This is a genomic window from Actinoplanes sp. 13, from assembly GCF_056134165.1.
The window spans coordinates 13,170-31,441 of sequence record NZ_JBVYOQ010000008.1 but is presented as its reverse complement, the minus strand read 5'-3'; the positions used below and the strand labels follow the sequence as shown (position 1 = coordinate 31,441).

Here is an 18,272-nt window from a genome sequence, read left to right as displayed (position 1 = left end):
CGTGGTGACCCGGGGCGCGCAGCAGCCGGGGTCACCACGCATGGGCGGTGGGTCAGGGAATCCGCACGGCGACCGCGTTGTACGTGGTCGTGGGCGTCGGCGGGGTGGTGAAGCGGGCGTTCGGCAGGTAGAAGCGCTTGCCGTACTCCGCGATGGTGGTCGGCACGTCGAAGCGCGGATCACCGGTGCGGGAGAGCACCTCGCCCTCCGTACCGGCCCGGTCCAGCCTGATCTTGGTGATCACGTTGTTCCGGTTCTCCACGACATAGAGCGTGCGCCCGCGCAGCCACAGCCCGTCACCGAAGTTGACGAGCTCGCCGCCCAGGTCGATCTCGCTGGTCACGCCGGCCTTCGTGACGCGGAACAGCTTGCCGGTGTTGGACTGCACGATGATCAGCGCCCGGCCGTCCGGCGTGGCGCTGATGCCGTTGGCGTTGTTGCCGGTGAGTAGTTGGATGTCGCCGGTCAGCGGCACCGCGACCGCCGCGGCCGGCAGTCCGCCGTGCCGTCCGAACGGCACCTTGAACAGCGTGAGGCTGCGCGAGTCGGTGTACCAGGCGGCGTCGCGGGTGACGATCACGTCGTTGATGAACGGCGCGTCGGCGGCGGGCCGCAGCTGGTAGGTCTTGAGGAGCTTGCCGCTGCGCAGGTCGTAGACGCGGGCGTCGCCGCCCGCACCGCCGGCCACGAACAGCCGGCCGTCGTCGATCTTCATGCCGAGGGAGGCGGTGCCCGGGCCTTCGGCGAAGGTCCGGCCGGTTCCGGTGCGCAGGTCGACGCGGTAGATGTCGCCGTCGACCCGGGAGCCGAAGTACGCGTACGGCTTCGCGCCGATCGCGGTGCCCTCGGGCTGGAAACCGCTCGGCAGGGTGATTGTGCCGGGCAGGGGGTGCGAGTGGGCCGCGGATGCGGGCTGGGCCGCTACGGTCACCGCCAGAGTGGTGCAGAGGAGAACGTTCGCAAGGGCACGCCGAAGCACAAGACTTCCTTTCCGATGCGTAACGGGTCCTCAAGATTGCAACGCGTGGGAGCGCGAACCACAACTGATTGCACATATAGCGATGTGCGCATATATTGGCGAGGGCCCGCGCGAAGACGGAAGGTGGAACACATGGGAGCCGGCCATGACCACGGCACCGGGGCGGCACTGCACGGCGGGGCGCGGCATCGCAAGCGGCTCTGGTGGGCGGCCGGCCTGCTGACCGTCTTCATGATCGTGGAGGCGGTGGCGGCCGGGCTCACCGGTTCGCTCGCCCTGCTCTCCGACGCCGGGCACATGTTCACCGACGTGCTGGCCATCGCGATGACCCTGGCCGCGATCACCGCCGCCAAACGTGCCGGGACCGACTCGCGCCGCACCTTCGGGCTCTATCGGCTGGAGGTGCTCGCCGCCCTCGCCAACGCCGTGCTGCTGGCCGGCGTGGCCGGGTTCGTGCTGGTGCAGGCGGTGCGCCGGTTCACCGATCCGCCGGACGTGCCGGCCGGCTGGATGCTGGCGGTCGCGGTCGCCGGCCTGGTGGCGAACATCGTCGCCTTCGCGCTGCTGCGTTCCGGCGCCAAGGAGAACATCGCGGTCCGCGGGGCGTACCTCGAGGTGCTCGGCGACCTGCTCGGGTCGGTGGGCGTCATCGTGGCGGCCCTGGTCATCTGGCTCACCGGGTGGACGTACGCGGACCCGATCGTCGCCGTGGTGGTGGCCCTGATGATCCTCCCCCGCACCTTCGCCCTGGGCCGCTCCGCGGTGCGGATCCTGGTGCAGGCCGCCCCCGAGCACGTCGACATCACCGCGGTCCGCGCCCGCCTGGCCGCCGTCCCCGGCGTCTGTGACGTGCACGACCTGCACGTCTGGACGTTGACCTCGGGCATGGACGTGGCCTCGGCGCACCTGCGGCTGGGCCCGGAGGCCGAGCTGGGCGCGGTCCTGAGCGTGGCCCGGGAGGCGCTGCACGAGGACTTCGCCATCGACCACGCCACGCTCCAGGTGGAGCCGGCCGGCGCGGGGCGGCACTGCATCCCCACCGGGTGGTGAAGCCCGCCGGCTATGGCGATCATCATGCCCGGCGGGAGAGGATCGCCCCATGAGGGGGCTGGAGTCATAGAGCGGGGCATCTGTTCTTTTTGCGATCTCCCACGGCGGATGCGCAAAAAGATAACAATGCGAGACATGAGTGACGGCCGTGTCATGGTCTTCGCACCGGCGCCCCAGCTGACGGTGACCATCGAACAACATCACGACGAGCCCGAGCTGCACGTCCACCCGGGTGGTCAGGGCATCTGGCAGACCCGGATGATCACGTCGCTCGGGGCCCAGGTGACGCTGTGCGCGGCCGCCGGTGGCGAGGTCGGCCGGGTGCTGAGCCCGCTGCTGGAGCTGCCCGGGGTCACCCTGCGGCTGGTCATGCGCGAGCACGGCAGCGGGTGGTACGTGCACGATCGCCGCGGCGGCTCCCGGCAGGAGATCGCCGAGCGGCCGGGCACCCCGCTCTCCCGGCACGAGCTCGACGAGCTCTACAACCTGACGCTCGCCGAGGGCCTGCGGGCCGGCATCGCGATCCTCAGCGGCCCGGCGCACCCCTCGGTGATCAAGCCGGAGGTGTACGGCCGGCTCGCCGCCGACCTGCGGGCGAACGGGTGCAAGGTGATCGCCGACCTGTGCAGCCGGCACCTGGAGGCGGTGATGGAGGCGGGCATCTCGGTCCTGAAGATCAGCCACGAGGAGCTGATCGCGGACGGGACGGCACCGGACGGCTCGACCGAGTCCCTCACCAAGGCCCTGCTGCACCTGCACGAGCGGGGCGCCGAGTCGGTGCTGGTCTCGCGGGCCGACATGGGGGCGCTGGCCCTGTTCAACGACGAGATCTACAGCGTGGCGCTGCCCCGGCTCACCCCGGCCGAGCACCGCGGCGCCGGCGACTCCATGACGGCCGGGGTCGCGGCGGTCCTCGCGCACGGCGGCCCGATGGAGGAGGCGGTCCGCACCGGGGCCGCGGCGGGCGCGCTGAACGTCACCCGGCACGGACTCGGCACCGGACATGTGGACGCGGTCCGGGTGCTGACCGAACGTGTCCAGTTGACCCCCCTGCGGAAGGCATCATGAGCGGCGGACCCGGCAAGCAGGCGCCAATGAGAATTCTCATCACGAACGACGACGGCATCGACGCACCGGGCATCCGCTGGCTGGCGCGGGCGGTCGCGCATGCCGGGTACGAGGTGGTGGTGGCCGCGCCGCTGAGCGAGTCGAGCGGCAGCAGCGCCTCGATGACCGCGGTGGTGCAGGACGGCAAGATCTGTTTCGAGGAGCGGGAGCTGGCCGGCGCCAAGAACCTGCCGGCGTACGGGGTGGCCGCGTCCCCGGCGTACATCGTCCTGCTCGCCCTGCGGGAGGCGTTCGGGCCGACGCCCGACGTCGTGCTCTCCGGGATCAACCGCGGGGCCAACGCCGGCGCCGCGGTGGTGCACTCGGGCACCGTCGGCGCCACGCTGACGGCCTCGCACGCGGGCCTGCACGGGCTGGCCGTGTCGCTCGACGTGCTCACCCCGGCGGCCGCCTCAGCGGCCAGCGGGGGTGCCGCGATCGCCGCCCTGGACCGGATCGACGACGAACAGCACCACTGGGCCAGCGGCGCCGAGCTGGCGGTGCGGATGCTGCCCGCGCTGCTGCACACCCCGCCCGGGACGGTATTCAACCTGAACGTGCCGGACCTGCATCTGGACGGGATCCGCGGGCTGCGGCAGGCATCGCTGGCCCGGTTCGGCCAGGTCCAGATGAGCATCGCCGAAGCGGGCGACGGGTACGTCCGCACCGCCGTGCAGGCGGCCGAAGAAGACCTGGACCCGGGCAGCGACCTGGCCGCGCTGGCCGACAATTACGCCGTCATCACGCCGATCCGGGCACCGCACGAGGACACCGATGTGCGGATCAACGTCGAGGACGTCCGGGTACAGACTTCCTATTAAACGGTGGTGACCGTCTCCTCGTGCGGCTGCGGGTTGCCGAAGAGGCCCAGCAGGCCGGTCACCCACAGCTGCCGGTGCGCGAAACGGCTGGGCCGTGTCACGACGAGCTTCGCGCCGCTGACCGCGGCCAACTGGAAGGCGGCCACGAGGGCGCTGATGCCGACCGAGTCGATGAAACTCACGTGTTGCATGTTGAGCTCGATCCGGGCGGGTGCGCCACCGGCGAGCTGCGCGGCCACCGCCTCGCGGATCTCGTACGCGTTCTCGACGTCGATCTCACCGCGCGGCGAAACCTCGACCGCACCGTCGGCAAGCGTCGACGTCGTTACCGACAGCGTCACGCCTCTTCCCTCCACCCGCCCGGCGTCTCCAGGCGTTTGTTTCTCTGTTCGCGGGCCGCTCCGCAACACCTGCGAGCAGGGCGGAGGAGCTATCCACGGAAGGTTCGGTGAAACTGACCGCAAGGTTAGGCCCCGAACCTGTCAGGCACCTGAGTGACCCGTGTGAACGTGGTCAACAGTACTGCGGGACGTCAAATCGTTTCTGAACCGTGATGGCGTCCACAACGGACGTTTTTCCGCACTCCCCCCGGGGTAACCCGAGACCCTCAGGGGCCACCGCAGGAGGTACGACGATGTTCTCGAACAGGAAGAACCGGGCCGAGCGGACGGCGAGCCAAGCGTGGGAGCACCTTTCCGCCGCCATGGCCTCCGCCGGCGAGGCTGGGAAACATACCGCGGACACCGCCACCGGCGCCGCGTCCGACCTGGCAGGTAAAGCGGGCCGAAAGAGCCGCAGACTGGCCGGGCGGGCAAGTGACAAAGTGGGTTATGTCACAGATGAGTCGTGGCGGCGCGCGACCGCCGCGGCCGGCGCCCTCGCCGGTCACCGGCAGCCCCGCCCGTGGGGCCTGATCGCGCTGGTGGGACTGGCCGGCCTGGCCGTCGGCTGGGCGGTGGCCGGCGCCGCCCGCGCCACCATGGAGCAGCAGGCGCAGGAGGAGGAGCTGGAGCTGGCCGAGAAGGCGATCGTCGTCACCCCGACGTACGACGAGAGCTGATCCGGCCACGGTGGGTCCGCCGCGATCGCGCCGGGCCCGCCGTACGGCCGATGGGAACGATCCGACCAGCTGACCGCGGACCCCTTCGGTGGGGCGCCGAGTGCCCGCGCTGATCTCCCGCTGATGGGAACGGATCTGTACAGTTGACCGGCGTTCGGCTCCCTACCGCGGCACCTCCTCGCCGCCCGATCAGATAGGTCCCCTGGTGCTCAGTGCGGGAAGTCTGCTGGACAACCGTTATCGGTTGGACGAGCGGGTGGCCACCGGCGGGATGGGCGACGTCTGGCGGGGCACCGACGTGGTGCTGGGCCGTGTCGTCGCGGTGAAGGTGCTGCGCACCGCGATGCTGGAGGATCCGGAGTTCGCCACCCGGTTCTACGGCGAGGCCCGGATGATGGCCGCGTTCCGGCACCCGGGCGTCGTCGAGGTCTACGACTACGCCTCCGACGGCGACTACGACGGCCCGGAGAAGGTCGCCTATCTGGTGATGGCCTTCGTCGAGGGCGAGCCGCTCTCGAACCGGGTCAAGGAGGGACCGCTCGGCGTCGCCGAGACCATGTCGATCGTGGCGCAGGCCGCCGACGCCCTGCACGCCGCGCACGAGAACGGCATCGTGCACCGCGACGTCAAGCCGGGAAACCTGATCGTCAAGCCGACCGGCGCGGTGATCCTGGTCGACTTCGGCGTGGCCCGGTCGAACGCGATGACCAGCGTGACCGGCCTCAACGCGATCGTCGGCACCGCGCTCTACATGGCGCCCGAGCAGGTCGCCAAGGGCAATCTGACGCCGGCCACCGACATCTACGCGCTCGGCGCGGTGGCGTACCACTGCATCGCCGGCCGGCCGCCGTTCGACGGCGACAACGCTCTGCAGGTCGCGCTGCGCCACTTGGAGGACGAGCCGGCGCCGCTGCCCGACCATGTGCCGCGTGAGGTGCAGGAGCTGATCGCGCGGGCCATGGCGAAGCAGCCGGCCGACCGGTTCCAGAGCGCCTCGGAGTTCGCCGAGGCGGCGTTCGCCGCGGCCGGCCCGCTGGACTGGAAACGGATGACCGGCACCTCGCTGGTCGCCCCGGTCAGCCCGGCCCGGCTCGGCACGGGCCAGTTCCCCACCACCCCGCTGAGCGCCGCCGCGCCGATCAGCCCGGCCGTCCCGCCACGGCCCGCCCCGATGCCGTACTCCGCTCCGGCGTCCCGGCCGATGGCGCCCACGCGCAAGAGCCAGCCGACCGGCCAGCGGATGCTGATGATCGCGATCCTGGCGCTCTTCATGGTGGCCGGCGGCCTCGGAGTCATCTTCGCGCTGACCAAGGGGAACGACACGCCCACCAGTAACCCCGGCCAGCAGGCCGAGGTGCAGCAGACGACGGCAGCGCCGGAGGAGACCGAGGAGATCGAGCCCTCCAGCTCGCCCACCACGCAGGTCACCCGCCGGACCAACCGGCCGCGGCCGCAGACCGACAACACGCCGTCGGCGAGCGCGTCCTCGTCGTCGCCGACCCCGAGCGCCACGCCGACGACGACCACGCCGACGACGCCGCCCACCACCGAACCGACCACGACGCCGCCCACCACCGAGCCCACGACCACGCCGCCCACCACCGAGCCCACGACCGACCCGGAGGACCCGGGAACGGGTGGCGGCGGCGCTTGACCCTGACACTGTGTCAGGGCGGACGGTGTAGCGACCATGTTGAGCATCGGAGACTTCGCCGGGCTGGGCCGGGTGTCGGTTCGCGTGTTGCGTCACTACGACGCCATCGGCCTGCTGCGCCCCGCCCGTGTCGACCCGCACAGCGGCTACCGCTGGTACACCGCCGAGCAGCTGCGCGTCCTCAACCGGGTGCTGGCCCTCAAGGATCTCGGTTTCAGCCTGTCCCAGGTGCAGGTGATGATCGACGAGAAGCTGGACCCCGGTGAGCTGCGCGGGATGCTGCGGATGCGGCGGGCCGAGCTGGCGGCGCAGGTGGACCGCGACACCACGCGCCTGGCCCAGGTCGACGCACGTCTCCGGCTGATCGAGACGGAGGGACACATGAACACCGCTGACGTCGTCCGCAAGCACATCCCGGCGATCCGGGTCGCGGAACTGTCCGCCACCGCTACCGGTTACGACCACCCCAGCTCCATCACCGAGAACCTCAGCCCGCTCTATCCCCGGCTGATGGAGCTGATGGAGCAGGCCGGGGTGCCGATGACGGGTTCGCCGATCGCGTACTACCGGCCGGCGCCGGCCGGCCCCGGCGACGAGACCATCACTGTGCACGCGGCGTTCCCGATCGGGGACGCGCAGGTCACCGGGGCCGGCTTCGACGTCGTGGAGCTGCCGCCGATCGACGCGGCCACCGCGCTGCACCACGGCCCGATGTCGGAGGCGTTCCGCACCGGCCAGAAGATCGCCGTCTGGATCGAGGACAACGGGCACCGCACGGACGGACCCGGTTTCGCCCGCGAGGTTTACCTGGACTGCCCGCCCGGCGACTTCGACAAGTGGGTCACCGAGATGCAGGTGCCGCTCGACCCCGGCGGGATCACCAGTCCGGAGAGCTGATTCCTCATCTCCGGCCCCGGCCGGCCGATGGGCTCGGTCGGCACGGCATCGCAACCGTGCCGCTACCGAAAGGCCGGCACATGACAGTCCAGACACCACCGGGGCCGGGGCAGTACCCGACCGCTCCGCCGTGGGCGCCGCAGCCGGCGCCCGTTCCGGCGGTGGAGCGGGCCGAACCGCTGTACGGCGGGCTCGTCCCGCCGTACGGCGATCCGGAGAACAGGCACGGCCAGCTGCTCGTCAGATATCCCGGCGAGGTGCACGGCTCGGCCCGGCCGGAGGCACCCTCGTGGCGCCCGGTGGTGCTGCTGACGTTCTTCTTCGGCGTGGCCGGCGCCGTGTCGGCGCTGCGGCGCGCCGGCAAGGCGAAGCGGTACGGCCGGAGCCGCGCACCGTACTGGATCGCGTTCGGCACCACGTTCGTGACCGCCCTCGCCTTCTGGGCGGCACTGACGTTGTTCGTCGCGGTGCCCGCCTATGTGATCATCCGGGAGCAGGCGGTCGCCAAGGTGGTGCAGGGCGGCATCCTCGACGACGGCCGGGTCGAGCGGGAGCTGGGCGCGGACGCCACCGATGCCCAGTGCATGCCGGACGGCGACCGCGGCGCCGACGGGATGCGCCCTTACCTGTGCACCTTCAAGCTGGCCGAGGGTGGCCGGGCCCCGCTATTCGTCCGGGCCGACGAGCAGGGCAACTGGGAGCTGGCCAAGTGACGCTCAGAACGTGATCGGCACCCCGTCCCGGACCAGCCGCCAGTTCCGCACGAAGAAGTCGGCCGGGTCGATCACGCCGCGGGCCTGCGCCCAGTCGATCAGCAGCTGCCGGATCTCCTGCTGCGCGTTGTAGATCTGCTCCTTGACGATGCCGGCGAAGCTGCCGCCGCCGGAGCGCCGGTAGTTGTTCACCGCCACCACGAAGCGGGCGGCCGGGTCGACGTCCGCCCCGCCGATCTGAAGCCGGGTGATGCGGCTGCCCACCGGCCGGGCGATGTCGATGTCATAGTCGACGCCGGAGAACACGTCGTAGTTGTAGTCCGGCACCGCCGGGTCGCTGATCGTCGCCGGGTCGGCCGGCGCGCCCGGCGCGAGCGTGACGAAGTACTTCGCCGAGTACTCCAGGTAAGCCTTCACCTCGGCGCCGGTCAGGACGACGGCCTCCAGGGTGTTGTCGTAGATGTAGAGCCCCGCCACATCCTTGATCTTCACGTCGCCCCGCGGGAAGACCGCGGTCCGGCTGAACGGCGCGGCGATGGAGAGCATCGGCAGCGCCGACCACTCGGTGCCGGCGAGCGCCGCCGTGACGGTGTCGGTCTGCACCCGGTTGATGTAGTCGAGGATCGGCGTGTCCTCGTACCGCGAGGTGGCGGCGGAGAGCGTCTCGGTCGAGTTCGCGACGACCTGGTTCACGTACGCCACGGTCTTCTCGTGCTGCCGGCGCACCGCCGCCAGCACGAGCGGATCGGCATCGACCGTGTTGGTGTTCAGTGTGGTCGCCGCCTTCGCGGCGATCCGCCAACGGCCCTTCTCACGCACCAGGTCGAAGTCCATCCTGGTGAGCCGGGTGCCCCACCGGGACGGTTCGGAGAGCAGCACCTGCTCGCCGGTGGACCGGTTGGTGACGAACCGTTCCGGGACCTCGCGGTGCGCGTGACCGAAAAGGATCGCGTCGATGCCGGGCACCTGCTCGGCGATCAGGGCAGTCGGGTTCTCGTTCGGCAGTTCGGGGCCGTAACTCGAGGTGCCGCTGTCGCCGCCGTGGGCGGAGATGATCACGACGTCGGCGCCGCGGGCCCGCATGATCGGCACCCACTTCGCCGCCGACGCGATCATGTCGGTGAACGCGATCCGGCCCTCGACGTTCGCCCGGTCCCAGATCGCGGAGCCCGGGTTGGTGAGTCCCAGGATCCCGACGCGCAGCGCCGGGCCGTGCCGGCCGACCGACACCTTCTTGATGACGTACGGGGTGAACGCCGGCCGGCCGGTGCGGACACTGATCGCGTTGGCTGCCAGGGCCGGGAAGCCCAGCTGGCGGATCCACATGTTCAGCAGCGGCAGGCCGTAGTTGAACTCGTGGTTGCCCAGCGTCACCGCGTCGTAGCCCAGCACGTTCATGGCGCGGGCCATCGGGTGCTTCTCGCCGGTGGCGGTGATCGGCTCCTGCTTGGCGTAGTACGTCGCCAGCGGCGTGCCCTGGATCGTGTCGCCGGCGTCCAGGACCAGCACCGGGCCGGTCGCCTCGGCACGCAGCCTGTTGACCAGGGCGGCCAGCTTGGCGACGCCGACGTCGTTGTGGGCGGCGTCGTCGTACTCGGCGTCGGAGTAGTAGTCCCAGTTGTAGACGTTGCCGTGGGTGTCCGACGTGCCCAGAACGGTGAGCCGGTGGCTCCGCGGCGCCTGCGGGCGGGCCTGTGCCGCCTCGGCGGTGACGAGCGGGACGGCGGCGGCCGCGGCCGATCCCGCCAGCACGCCCCGCCGTGATACGCCGGTGAAGGAAGTCATGAGAGCGACCTTAACGGTCGATAGGGACGTCGGTCGATCATCAGAGCCGCCCGGGCGCCGGAAGACCCAGCAGACCCATTCCCAGGCGGAGGGTACGACCGGTGAGGCCGGCCAGGGCCAGCCGGCTCGCGCGCACCGCCCCCTCGGAGCGGAGCACGGGACACTTCTCGTAGAAGACGGAGAAGGCGACCGCCAGGTCGTGCAGGTAGGTCGCCAGCCGGTGCGGCTCCCGCAGGCCGGCGGCGGCGCGCACAGCCGGCTCCAGCTCGAGCAGGGCGAGACCAAGAGCGCGCTCGGCCGGGCCGGTGACCGTGATCGGCCCCGGTTCGCCATCGGTCCTGAGCAACAGCGACGAGATCCGGGCGTACGCGTACTGCAGGTAGGGCCCGGTGTTCCCGGTCGACGCGAGCATCCGGTCCCAGTCGAAGACGTAATCGCCGCGCCGGTCGCCGGAGAGGTCGGCGTATTTGATCGCGGCCAGCCCGATCTCCGGCGCCGACGCCCGGGCCACCGCCTCGTCCAGCAGTTCGGCGAGGCGGACGGTGCCGCCGGCCCGGGTCTTCAGCATCTTGCCGTCGGGGCCCAGGATCGAGCCGAAGCCGACGTGCTCGGCGGTAACCTCCGCGGGCAGCCAGCCGGCCTCCCGGGCTACCGCGAAGACCATCTGGAAGTGGATCCGCTGCGGCGACCCGACCACGTAGAGCAACTCGGTCGCGCCCACCTCCCGGACCCGGCGCCGCACGGCGGCCAAGTCGGTCGCCGCGTACCCGAAACCGCCGTCGGCCTTGCGGACGATGAGCGGAAGCGGTCCGCCGTCCCGGCCGGTGAACCCGGCCGGGAAGGCGCAGAGCGCGCCGTCGCTCTCCCGCAGCAGGCCCCGCGCGCTCAGGTCGGCGACGACGCCGGCCAGGTCGCCGGAATAGCTGCTCTCCCCCACGAAGTCGGCCGGCCCGAGCGTGACGTCCAGCCGCCGGTAGACGTCCAGGAACGCCTGCTCGGACTGGGTGACCAACTCGCGCCAGAGCTCGCCGGACGGCTCGTCGCCGGCCTGCAGCGCCACCACGCGCAGCCGGGCCCGGGTGCGGAAGTCCTCGTCGCTCTCGAACCGGGCGCGCGCCGCCCGGTAGAAGGCGGTGAGGTCGCCGAGCGAGTGCCCGCTCGCGCCCCCGTCCTCCGCCAGGTGCTCGATCAGCATCCCGAACGGTGTGCCCCAGTCGCCGAGGTGGTTGACCCGCCGCACGTCGTGGCCCTGCCACTCGAGGATCCGGGCCAGGGCGTCGCCGATGATCGTCGACCGCAGATGACCGACGTGCATCTCCTTGGCCACGTTCGGGCTGGAGTAATCGATCACGATCCGCGCGGGCCGGGCGACCGGTGGCACGCCGAGCCGGGCGTCACCGGCGAGCGTGTCGAGCGACGCGGTGAGCCACTCGTCGGCGATCGTGAGGTTCAGGAAGCCCGGGCCGGAGACCGTGATCCCGGCGAGACCGGTCAGGTCGGCCCCGGCGGCCACCTCGGCGGCGATCTCCCGCGGCGCGCGGCCCAGTTCGCGGGCCAGGGTCAGCGGCGCGGCGGATTGGAAGTCGGCGTGCGGCGAGACCCGCACGGCCGGGTCCACCGGGGCGCCGGCGACCGCGGCCAGCGCGGGTGCGAGCCGGTCGTGCAGGAGTGCTTCGAGATTCATGGTCGACCCCATCGACGGAGAGCGATGACGGGTCGAACCGGTCGCGTTCCGGCGCCGGCGGGTGACGACCCGCCGGGTGGGAAGCGCAGAGCTTCAGCGGCGGCCCTCGGGACGCCGGCGTCGCACGCTGAAGCTGAACATGCGGGGACTATAGCTGATCGTCGTGCGCGATCCGGGTCATCTGCGGCCAGAGCAGCGCCAGGAAGACCGCCGAGGCCACGAACGCGGCCCAGAACGGCGCGACGATGCCGTACTCCCTGGCCAGCAGTCCGCCGATCGCCGAGCCGATCACCAGCCCGCCGTAGACGCAGATCGCGTTGACCGCGTTCACCCGGCCCTGCAGCTGGGTCGGCACGGCCCGCTGCCGGACCGTGGCCGAGGTGGTGCCCCAGATGAACGCGTGCGCGCCGAAGAGGAAGAAGATCGGCAGCGCCACCCACGGCGAGGTGGTGGCGGCCAGGCCGAGATGGGTGAGCGTCTCGATGATCAGCCCGACCCGCATCAGGTTGCCCAGGCTGACCCGGGCGGTGAGCCGTCCGTAGAACGCGGTGCCGAGGATGCCGCCGGCCCCGGACACCGCGGTCACCAGACCGAACCCGAAGGAGCCGAGACCGATCCGGTCGGCGGCGTAGAGCACCAGCACCGACCAGGCGGCGCCGAAGGAGAGGTTGAAGACCAGGATGGTCAGGCACAGCGTGCGGACCGGCGGATGATGCCGGACCCAGCGGAGGCCCTCGACGATCTCCCGCCGCACGTCCGGCCGTCCCGACTCGCCGGCTGCCCGGCCGTGCGGCGGCAACGACAGCCGGCTGATCATCAGCATGCCGGCCGCGACCAGCAGCACCTGGGAGACCAGCGGCCACACCAGGCCGACAGTGAAGAGCGCGGCGCCCAGCGGTGGGCCGGCAAGCTGGTTCAGCGTGATGAAGCCGGTCTGCAGCCGGGCGTTGGCCAGCGCCAGATCGTCACGGCGCACCAGCATCGGGGGTAGCGTGCCGCTGGTGTTGTCGGCGAACACCTCGGCGGTGCTGATCAGGCCGAGCCCCAGCAGGGCCGCTTCGACGGTGAGCCGGTCGAGTGCCAGCGCACCGATCATCAGGAGCATCACCACGGCGCGGAGCGCGTTGGCGGTCAGCAGGATCCGCCGCCGGTCATGGCGGTCCGACAGCACACCGGCCCAGAGGCCGCAGATCAGCGGTGGCGCCCAGGTCATCATGGCGGCGAGCGAGATCAGGAACGGGTCGCCGGTGAGGGTGGCCACCAGCAGCGGGCCGGCCGCCGCGGCGATGCCGTCACCGAGATTCGTCGTCCAGGACGAGGCGAGAAGCCACCGGAAACCCGATCCGAGCCGTGCGGGGACGAAGGTCTGGACGAGCGAGCTCACAAGGAGAGCACATTACGTCGATCCGGCGGATCCGCGACATGATTTAGCGATGGCGACAGACGAGTGGGAGAAGAGCGGGACCGGAGTGCTGGTGCTGCCGTCCGGGCGGCTGCTGCGCGGCCGGGGGCTGCGGGACGCCATGCCGGCCGGGCATCCGCCCCAGTTCGGCGTCTATCTGCTGGGCTCGGCGCCACCGGAGTTCGGCTGGACCAGCCGGTGGATACGCTGGCCGGACTTCCGGCTGCCGGCCGATTCGTCGTACGCCCGAGAGGTCCTGATCGAAGCCTGGCGCCGCGCCGAGGGTGAGCGGGTCGAGATCGCCTGTGGTGGCGGCCGTGGCCGCACCGGCACCGCGCTGGCCTGCCTCGCGGTGCTGGACGGTGTGCCCCCGGCGGAGGCCGTCGCGTTCGTGCGCCGCGGCTATCACCCCCGCGCCGTGGAGACGCCGTGGCAGCGCCGTTACGTCACACGGTTCCGGTCGGAGTGATCGTCCTCGGACTCGGCGGCGTCCGTGGCGGCCCGGATCTGTGCCGACAGCTTCAGCGACTCCTGGTAGGACAGGTACGCCAGCACCAGGGTGATCATGCCGAGCGCCGCGGCCGTGACGCCGGCCAGCTGGTCGGCCAGGCTGGGGCCGAGCAGGCCGACCGCGACGATCACCAGGGCGAGCGAGCTGAGCAGCACCAGAAGCCCGGCACGCACCCGGGTGTCGATCACGCGCCCTCGCGGGGTCCGCGGCTGGGACCGCCCGCCGCGGACCACGACGGAGATCAGCCACTCGGCGACCACCACCAGGGCGATCGCCACCGCGACGAACAGCGGGACGTGCCATCCCTGCAGGCCGGAACCGGTCATCGCAGCGCCTCCTGGATGTCCTGGACGAACCGCTGGGTGAGCTGCTCACCCTGATAGAGGTACGCGTAGGTGTGCTCCTTGAAGCGCCGGGCGAAGTCGGCGTAACCGGGGTGCACGGGCCGCGGCCGGGCGCCCTCGACCGCGTACCGGACGACGGTGAGCTGGGGTGCGCCGGCCTCGAGGTCTTCGTCGATGTAGGCGTCCAGGCCGGTCGGCGCGAACCCGTAGGTCGCCAGCAGCTTCTGCGCCGGGATGTCGGTGAGGAAGTTGATCACCTGTTCGGCCTCCGCCCGGTGCGCGGTGTCCCGGTCGATGGCGAGGCTCTGCCCGCCGAGGATCCCGACCGGCAGCCGGCCGAGCCGGATCTCCGCGGTGTCCGTCTTCGCCCGCTCGTCCCGGTCCACGCCGGGGTACCAGACCGGCCAGTTCCGCATGTAACGCAGGTTGCGGCGCTCGAACGCGCGGAGGGTGTCCTCCTCGCCGGTCTCCGCCACGACGCGCTTCGCCCGGATCGCGTCGGCCAGCGGCGCCAGGGCGGTCCGCCACTGGCCCAGACTGAACGACACCACGCCGTCGGCGTCGAGGATCGCGTCGTCCTGGGCGAGGGCGTGCTCCAGCACGTTGACCACGAACGCCTCGTCGGTCTGCACGCCCACCGAGTCGAGCTGGCCGGCGAAGCTCCCCGTGCCGAGCACGTCGTCGAGACCCGGCTCGGAGTCGGCGGCGCCCTTGTCGGTGATCCGCCTGTACAGCATCCCGACGTCCGCGTTGAACGGCATGGCCCAGAACCGGTCCGGCTCGCCACGAACCTCGCACACCCGGCGCACCGGTCCGAGCAGCGAGATGTCGCTGCTCGGGGTGATCGGTTCGATGCGGCCGGCGGCGGCGAAGCGCGGGATGTGGATGGCGTCCAGGTTGTAGATGTCCGCCTTGTACTCGGTGAACTTCGCGAACTGGTCCAGGGTGGAGCTGTTGATCTCGAGAGGCTCGATCCGGATGTCCGGATGCATGTCGTTCCACAGGTTGATCAGCAACGCCCGGCCGCCCCCGGTCGGCTCGGCGCCGGTCGCCAGCGTGAGGGTGACCGGCTCACGGCGGGTGAGCAGGTAACCCGCGGCGGCGGAGAGCATCCCCGCGGTCATGACGCCCGCGAGAAACGACCGTCGTGAGTAGAGCGCCCCCATGTGATCCACGTTACTCGATGCGAGCCGTCTTTCCGTCCAGAGCGCCGACCAGATCGGCGAGCCCGTCCAGCAGTTCGTCGCCGACCGGCAGACCGGCCAGCATGCCACCGATCTCCGCCTCGACCCGGTCGTGCAGGCGCCGCCCGCGGGCGGCCAGGTGCACCCGGATACGCCGCCGGTCCACGTCGTCACCGCGGCGGTAGACGATGTTCTCCTCCACCAGGTGGTCGATCAGGCGGGTGAGACTGCCCGGCGGCAGGAAGCTCAGCTCGGAGAGCTCGGTCATGAAGTGGCCCTTGCCGTCGGCCAGCACGGTCACGACACGCCAGGCGTCCGCCGTGCAGTGCTCGGCCTCGAGAACCGTCGCCAGGCGGCGGGCCAGCAGCCGCTCGGCGCGGGTGAGCAGGTACATCACATTCGTTGGTCCCCGCATCGCTGGGATGTTACCGAGGCTGTCTGGAGATCGCGGGAACGATCCAGGACGATGAGGGCCATGCCGTCCCCGGGAACCTTCGACGTGGCCCTGGTGGTGCCGCTTCGAGGCCCGGCCGGCATCTTCGGGCCGAGCGCCGAGCTCTGCGCGCAGCTCGCCGCCGAGGAGGTGAACCGCTCCGGCGGGGTGCTCGGCCGCGAGTTGCGCCTGGTCCCGGTCGACGGCGGCGCTGCGCCGCGGGCGGTCGCCGCCGAGGTCGGTGCGCTGGTCGACGCCGGCGCCGTGCAGGGCGTCACCGGCTGGCACATCTCGTCGGTCCGGCAGGCGGTCGCCCCGCGGATCGCCGGCCGCGTGCCGTACGTCTACACCGCCCTCTACGAGGGTGGCGAACGCACCGAGGGCGTCTTCCTGACCAGCGAGACGCCCGATGTCCAGCTGTTCCCGGCGATGCGCCTGCTCGGCGCGGAACGCGCGGCCCGGCGCTGGCACATCGTGGGCAACGACTACGTCTGGCCACTGCGGACGGCCGCGGCCGCCCGCCGGTTCGCACACGACGCCGGCCTGAGCGTGGTGGGCGAAAGTTACGTCCCGCTCGCCACCCACGACTTCTCCGGCGTGCTGCGGCAGATCGAGCACTCCGGGGCGGACGCCGTGCTGATGCTGCTGGTCGGCACCGACGCGGTCCGGTTCAACCGGGCCTTCGCCCGGACCGGCCTGGACGCCCGCTGCCTGCGGCTGAGCACGCTGATGGACGAGAACATGCTGCTGGCCAGCGGCGCGGTGGCCACCCACGACCTGTTCAGCACGGCGGGCTTCTTCGCCTCCATGATCACGCGGGAGAACTTGGACTTCCACGGCCGGTACGCGGCCCGGTTCGGTGCCGAGGCGCCGCCGCTGGGCAGCCTCGGCGAGTCCTGTCACGAGGGTGTGCTGCTGCTCGCGGCGCTGATCGAGCGGGCCGGCGCGGTCGATCTGCCATCGGTCGCCGCCCTCGCCGACACGGTGTCCTACGAGGGCCCCCGTGGCCTGCTCAGTCTGCACGGACGGCACGTGCGCCAGCGGATCTACCTGGCCCGCGCCGACGGTGTGGACTTCGACGTCCTCACCCAGTTGCCTTGACAGCCTGCCGCCGCGCCCGCGAAGATGCTTCCAGCAGGAAGTAACTGCCTTTTGCCGACCTATTCGTGGTCGGCTTTTTCGTTTCTGGCCAAGGGTGACGGAAACCCCTTATTAAGGCACGGGAAACGGGCTGGAAATCGAAGGATCTAACACTGACGTTGCACCGCGAACCGGCACCGCCGCCGGTCAGGGCCTTGCCCTGCGGTACGACGACCGGAGAACCCGGCGGCCAGATCCTCATGCACGTCAATGTGAATCCGTTGAATTCAGCCGTGGAGGCTTAATGTTCAGGATCTCCGGCCGCCGCGCTGCGGCCATTGTCGCGTCGGTGGCAGCCGCCGCGGCGCTCACCGCGTGCGGCGCCAAGACCGGCGACACTGCCGCACCCGCCGCCGGCGCGGCCATCGACACGTCCGGCGACACCGTCAAGGTCGGGCTGCTCAACTCGCTCTCCGGCACCATGGCGATCAGCGAGGTGACCGTCCGGGACTCGCTCCAACTGGCCATCGAGGAGATCAACGCCGCGGGCGGCGTGCTGGGCAAGAAGATCGAGGCGGTGAGCGAGGACGGCGCGTCGGACTGGCCCACCTTCGCCGAGAAGTCGCAGAAGCTGATCAGCGAGGACAAGGTCGCGGCGGTCTTCGGCTGCTGGACCTCGGCCAGCCGCAAGGCGGTCAAGCCGGTCTTCGAGAAGAACAAGTCGCTGCTGTTCTACCCGGTGCAGTACGAGGGCCTGGAGCAGTCGCCGTACATCTTCTACACCGGCGCGACCACCAACCAGCAGATCGTTCCCGGCCTCGACTACCTGAAGGCGCAGGGCAAGACGTCGGTCTACCTGGTCGGGTCGGACTACGTCTTTCCGCGCACCGCCAACAAGATCATCAAGGCGTATGCCGAGGCGAACGGCATGAAGGTGCTCGGCGAGGACTACGCGCCGCTGGGCTCCACCGAGTTCTCCACGATCGTCAACAAGGTGAAGGCGTCCGGCGCCGCGGCGGTGTTCAACACCCTCAACGGCGACAGCAACGTGGCCTTCTTCAAGGAGTACAAGGCGGCCGGCCTGACCGCCGAGGGCATGCCGGTGGTCTCCGTCTCGATCGCCGAGGAGGAGGTCAAGAGCATCGGCACGCAGTACCTGGCCGGTCAGCTCACCGCGTGGAACTACTACCAGACCACCGAGGGCGCGGCCAACGACAAGTTCGTGCAGGCGTACAAGGCGAAGTACGGCGCGGACAAGCCGACCAGCGACCCGATGGAGGCGGCGTACGTCTCGGTCCACCTGTGGAAGGCGATGGTCGAGAAGGCCGGGTCGTTCGATGTCGAGAAGGTCAAGGCGGCGGCCGACGGCATCACCTTCGACGCACCCGAGGGCAAGGTCACCGTGGACGGCGCCACCCAGCACATCGCCAAGACCGCCCGAATCGGCGAGATCGGTCCCGACGGTCTGATCAAGGAGGTGTGGAACTCCGGCCAGCCGATCAAGCCGGACCCGTACCTCAAGGGCTACAGCTGGGCCGAGGGCCTCGCCTGAGACGTCACGAGCGGGC

18 protein-coding genes are annotated in these 18,272 nt (G+C 70.9%); 10 read left to right on the top strand and 8 right to left on the bottom strand.

The window, feature by feature from the left end; all coding sequences use genetic code 11:
- Positions 1–52: 52 nt before the first annotated feature.
- Positions 53–931, bottom strand: a complete 879-nt coding sequence (locus tag AC0NH5_RS18340) for an SMP-30/gluconolactonase/LRE family protein (protein ID WP_474405238.1) — start codon at positions 929–931, stop codon at positions 53–55.
- Between the two features lie 180 nt (positions 932–1,111).
- Between AC0NH5_RS18340 and AC0NH5_RS18335 the strand changes: the two genes are divergently transcribed.
- The 3 genes from AC0NH5_RS18335 (at position 1,112) to surE (ending at position 3,957) form a co-directional block, all read left to right on the top strand.
- Positions 1,112–2,029 (top strand): cation diffusion facilitator family transporter, encoded by a 918-nt coding sequence (locus AC0NH5_RS18335; RefSeq protein ID WP_474405237.1) that lies wholly within the window; start codon positions 1,112–1,114, stop codon positions 2,027–2,029.
- A gap of 126 nt (positions 2,030–2,155) precedes the next feature.
- Positions 2,156–3,097: a 1-phosphofructokinase family hexose kinase gene (locus tag AC0NH5_RS18330; protein ID WP_474405235.1), complete on the top strand. Its 942-nt coding sequence runs from the start codon at positions 2,156–2,158 to the stop codon at positions 3,095–3,097.
- 26 nt (positions 3,098–3,123) lie between these two features.
- On the top strand, positions 3,124–3,957 hold the full coding sequence (gene surE, locus AC0NH5_RS18325; protein ID WP_474405233.1) for a 5'/3'-nucleotidase SurE: 834 nt from the start codon (positions 3,124–3,126) through the stop codon (positions 3,955–3,957).
- Here surE and AC0NH5_RS18320 read toward each other — a convergent pair.
- Entirely contained in the window at positions 3,954–4,298 is a 345-nt protein-coding gene (locus tag AC0NH5_RS18320) for an STAS domain-containing protein (RefSeq protein WP_474405231.1), read from the bottom strand. The two genes, surE and AC0NH5_RS18320, sit on opposite strands and share 4 nt — an antisense overlap.
- 482 nt (positions 4,299–4,780) lie before the next feature.
- On the opposite strand from AC0NH5_RS18320, the gene AC0NH5_RS18315 reads away from it, so the two are divergent.
- The 4 genes from AC0NH5_RS18315 (at position 4,781) to AC0NH5_RS18300 (ending at position 8,281) form a co-directional block, all read left to right on the top strand.
- On the top strand, positions 4,781–5,017 hold the full coding sequence (locus AC0NH5_RS18315; protein WP_474405229.1) for a hypothetical protein: 237 nt from the start codon (positions 4,781–4,783) through the stop codon (positions 5,015–5,017).
- A 205-nt stretch (positions 5,018–5,222) separates the two neighbouring features.
- Complete coding sequence (locus tag AC0NH5_RS18310) at positions 5,223–6,671, top strand: serine/threonine-protein kinase (RefSeq protein ID WP_474405227.1); 1,449 nt, start codon at positions 5,223–5,225, stop codon at positions 6,669–6,671.
- A 36-nt stretch (positions 6,672–6,707) separates the two neighbouring features.
- On the top strand, positions 6,708–7,568 hold the full coding sequence (locus AC0NH5_RS18305) for a MerR family transcriptional regulator (protein ID WP_474405225.1): 861 nt from the start codon (positions 6,708–6,710) through the stop codon (positions 7,566–7,568).
- A gap of 80 nt (positions 7,569–7,648) precedes the next feature.
- Complete coding sequence (locus tag AC0NH5_RS18300) at positions 7,649–8,281, top strand: hypothetical protein (RefSeq protein ID WP_474405223.1); 633 nt, start codon at positions 7,649–7,651, stop codon at positions 8,279–8,281.
- Positions 8,282–8,284: 3 nt separating this feature from the next.
- Here AC0NH5_RS18300 and AC0NH5_RS18295 read toward each other — a convergent pair whose 3' ends face one another.
- The 3 genes from AC0NH5_RS18295 to AC0NH5_RS18285 all read right to left on the bottom strand — a co-directional run bounded on the left by AC0NH5_RS18295 (position 8,285) and on the right by AC0NH5_RS18285 (position 13,134).
- Positions 8,285–10,066: a bifunctional metallophosphatase/5'-nucleotidase gene (locus AC0NH5_RS18295; protein WP_474405221.1), complete on the bottom strand. Its 1,782-nt coding sequence runs from the start codon at positions 10,064–10,066 to the stop codon at positions 8,285–8,287.
- 40 nt (positions 10,067–10,106) lie between these two features.
- On the bottom strand, positions 10,107–11,750 hold the full coding sequence (gene argS, locus AC0NH5_RS18290; RefSeq protein ID WP_474405220.1) for an arginine--tRNA ligase: 1,644 nt from the start codon (positions 11,748–11,750) through the stop codon (positions 10,107–10,109).
- Between the two features lie 148 nt (positions 11,751–11,898).
- Positions 11,899–13,134, bottom strand: a complete 1,236-nt coding sequence (locus AC0NH5_RS18285) for an MFS transporter (RefSeq protein ID WP_474405218.1) — start codon at positions 13,132–13,134, stop codon at positions 11,899–11,901.
- Positions 13,135–13,183: 49 nt separating this feature from the next.
- Between AC0NH5_RS18285 and AC0NH5_RS18280 the strand changes: the two genes are divergently transcribed.
- Positions 13,184–13,621, top strand: a complete 438-nt coding sequence (locus AC0NH5_RS18280; protein ID WP_474405216.1) for a protein-tyrosine phosphatase family protein — start codon at positions 13,184–13,186, stop codon at positions 13,619–13,621.
- Here AC0NH5_RS18280 and AC0NH5_RS18275 read toward each other — a convergent pair.
- From AC0NH5_RS18275 to AC0NH5_RS18265, 3 genes are read right to left on the bottom strand one after another with little or no spacing between them, the layout of a single operon-like run.
- On the bottom strand, positions 13,594–13,989 hold the full coding sequence (locus AC0NH5_RS18275) for a hypothetical protein (protein WP_474405214.1): 396 nt from the start codon (positions 13,987–13,989) through the stop codon (positions 13,594–13,596). The genes AC0NH5_RS18280 and AC0NH5_RS18275 overlap by 28 nt on opposite strands.
- On the bottom strand, positions 13,986–15,173 hold the full coding sequence (locus tag AC0NH5_RS18270) for an extracellular solute-binding protein (RefSeq protein ID WP_474405212.1): 1,188 nt from the start codon (positions 15,171–15,173) through the stop codon (positions 13,986–13,988). The genes AC0NH5_RS18275 and AC0NH5_RS18270 overlap by 4 nt, the downstream gene beginning before the upstream one ends.
- 10 nt (positions 15,174–15,183) lie before the next feature.
- Entirely contained in the window at positions 15,184–15,606 is a 423-nt protein-coding gene (locus AC0NH5_RS18265; RefSeq protein ID WP_474405210.1) for a MarR family transcriptional regulator, read from the bottom strand.
- Between the two features lie 60 nt (positions 15,607–15,666).
- On the opposite strand from AC0NH5_RS18265, the gene AC0NH5_RS18260 reads away from it, so the two are divergent.
- Positions 15,667–16,725, top strand: coding sequence for a substrate-binding domain-containing protein (locus AC0NH5_RS18260; protein WP_474405208.1), 1,059 nt, complete (start codon positions 15,667–15,669; stop codon positions 16,723–16,725).
- 328 nt (positions 16,726–17,053) lie between these two features.
- Positions 17,054–18,256, top strand: coding sequence for an urea ABC transporter substrate-binding protein (gene urtA, locus AC0NH5_RS18255; RefSeq protein WP_474405206.1), 1,203 nt, complete (start codon positions 17,054–17,056; stop codon positions 18,254–18,256).
- Positions 18,257–18,272 lie beyond the last annotated feature (16 nt).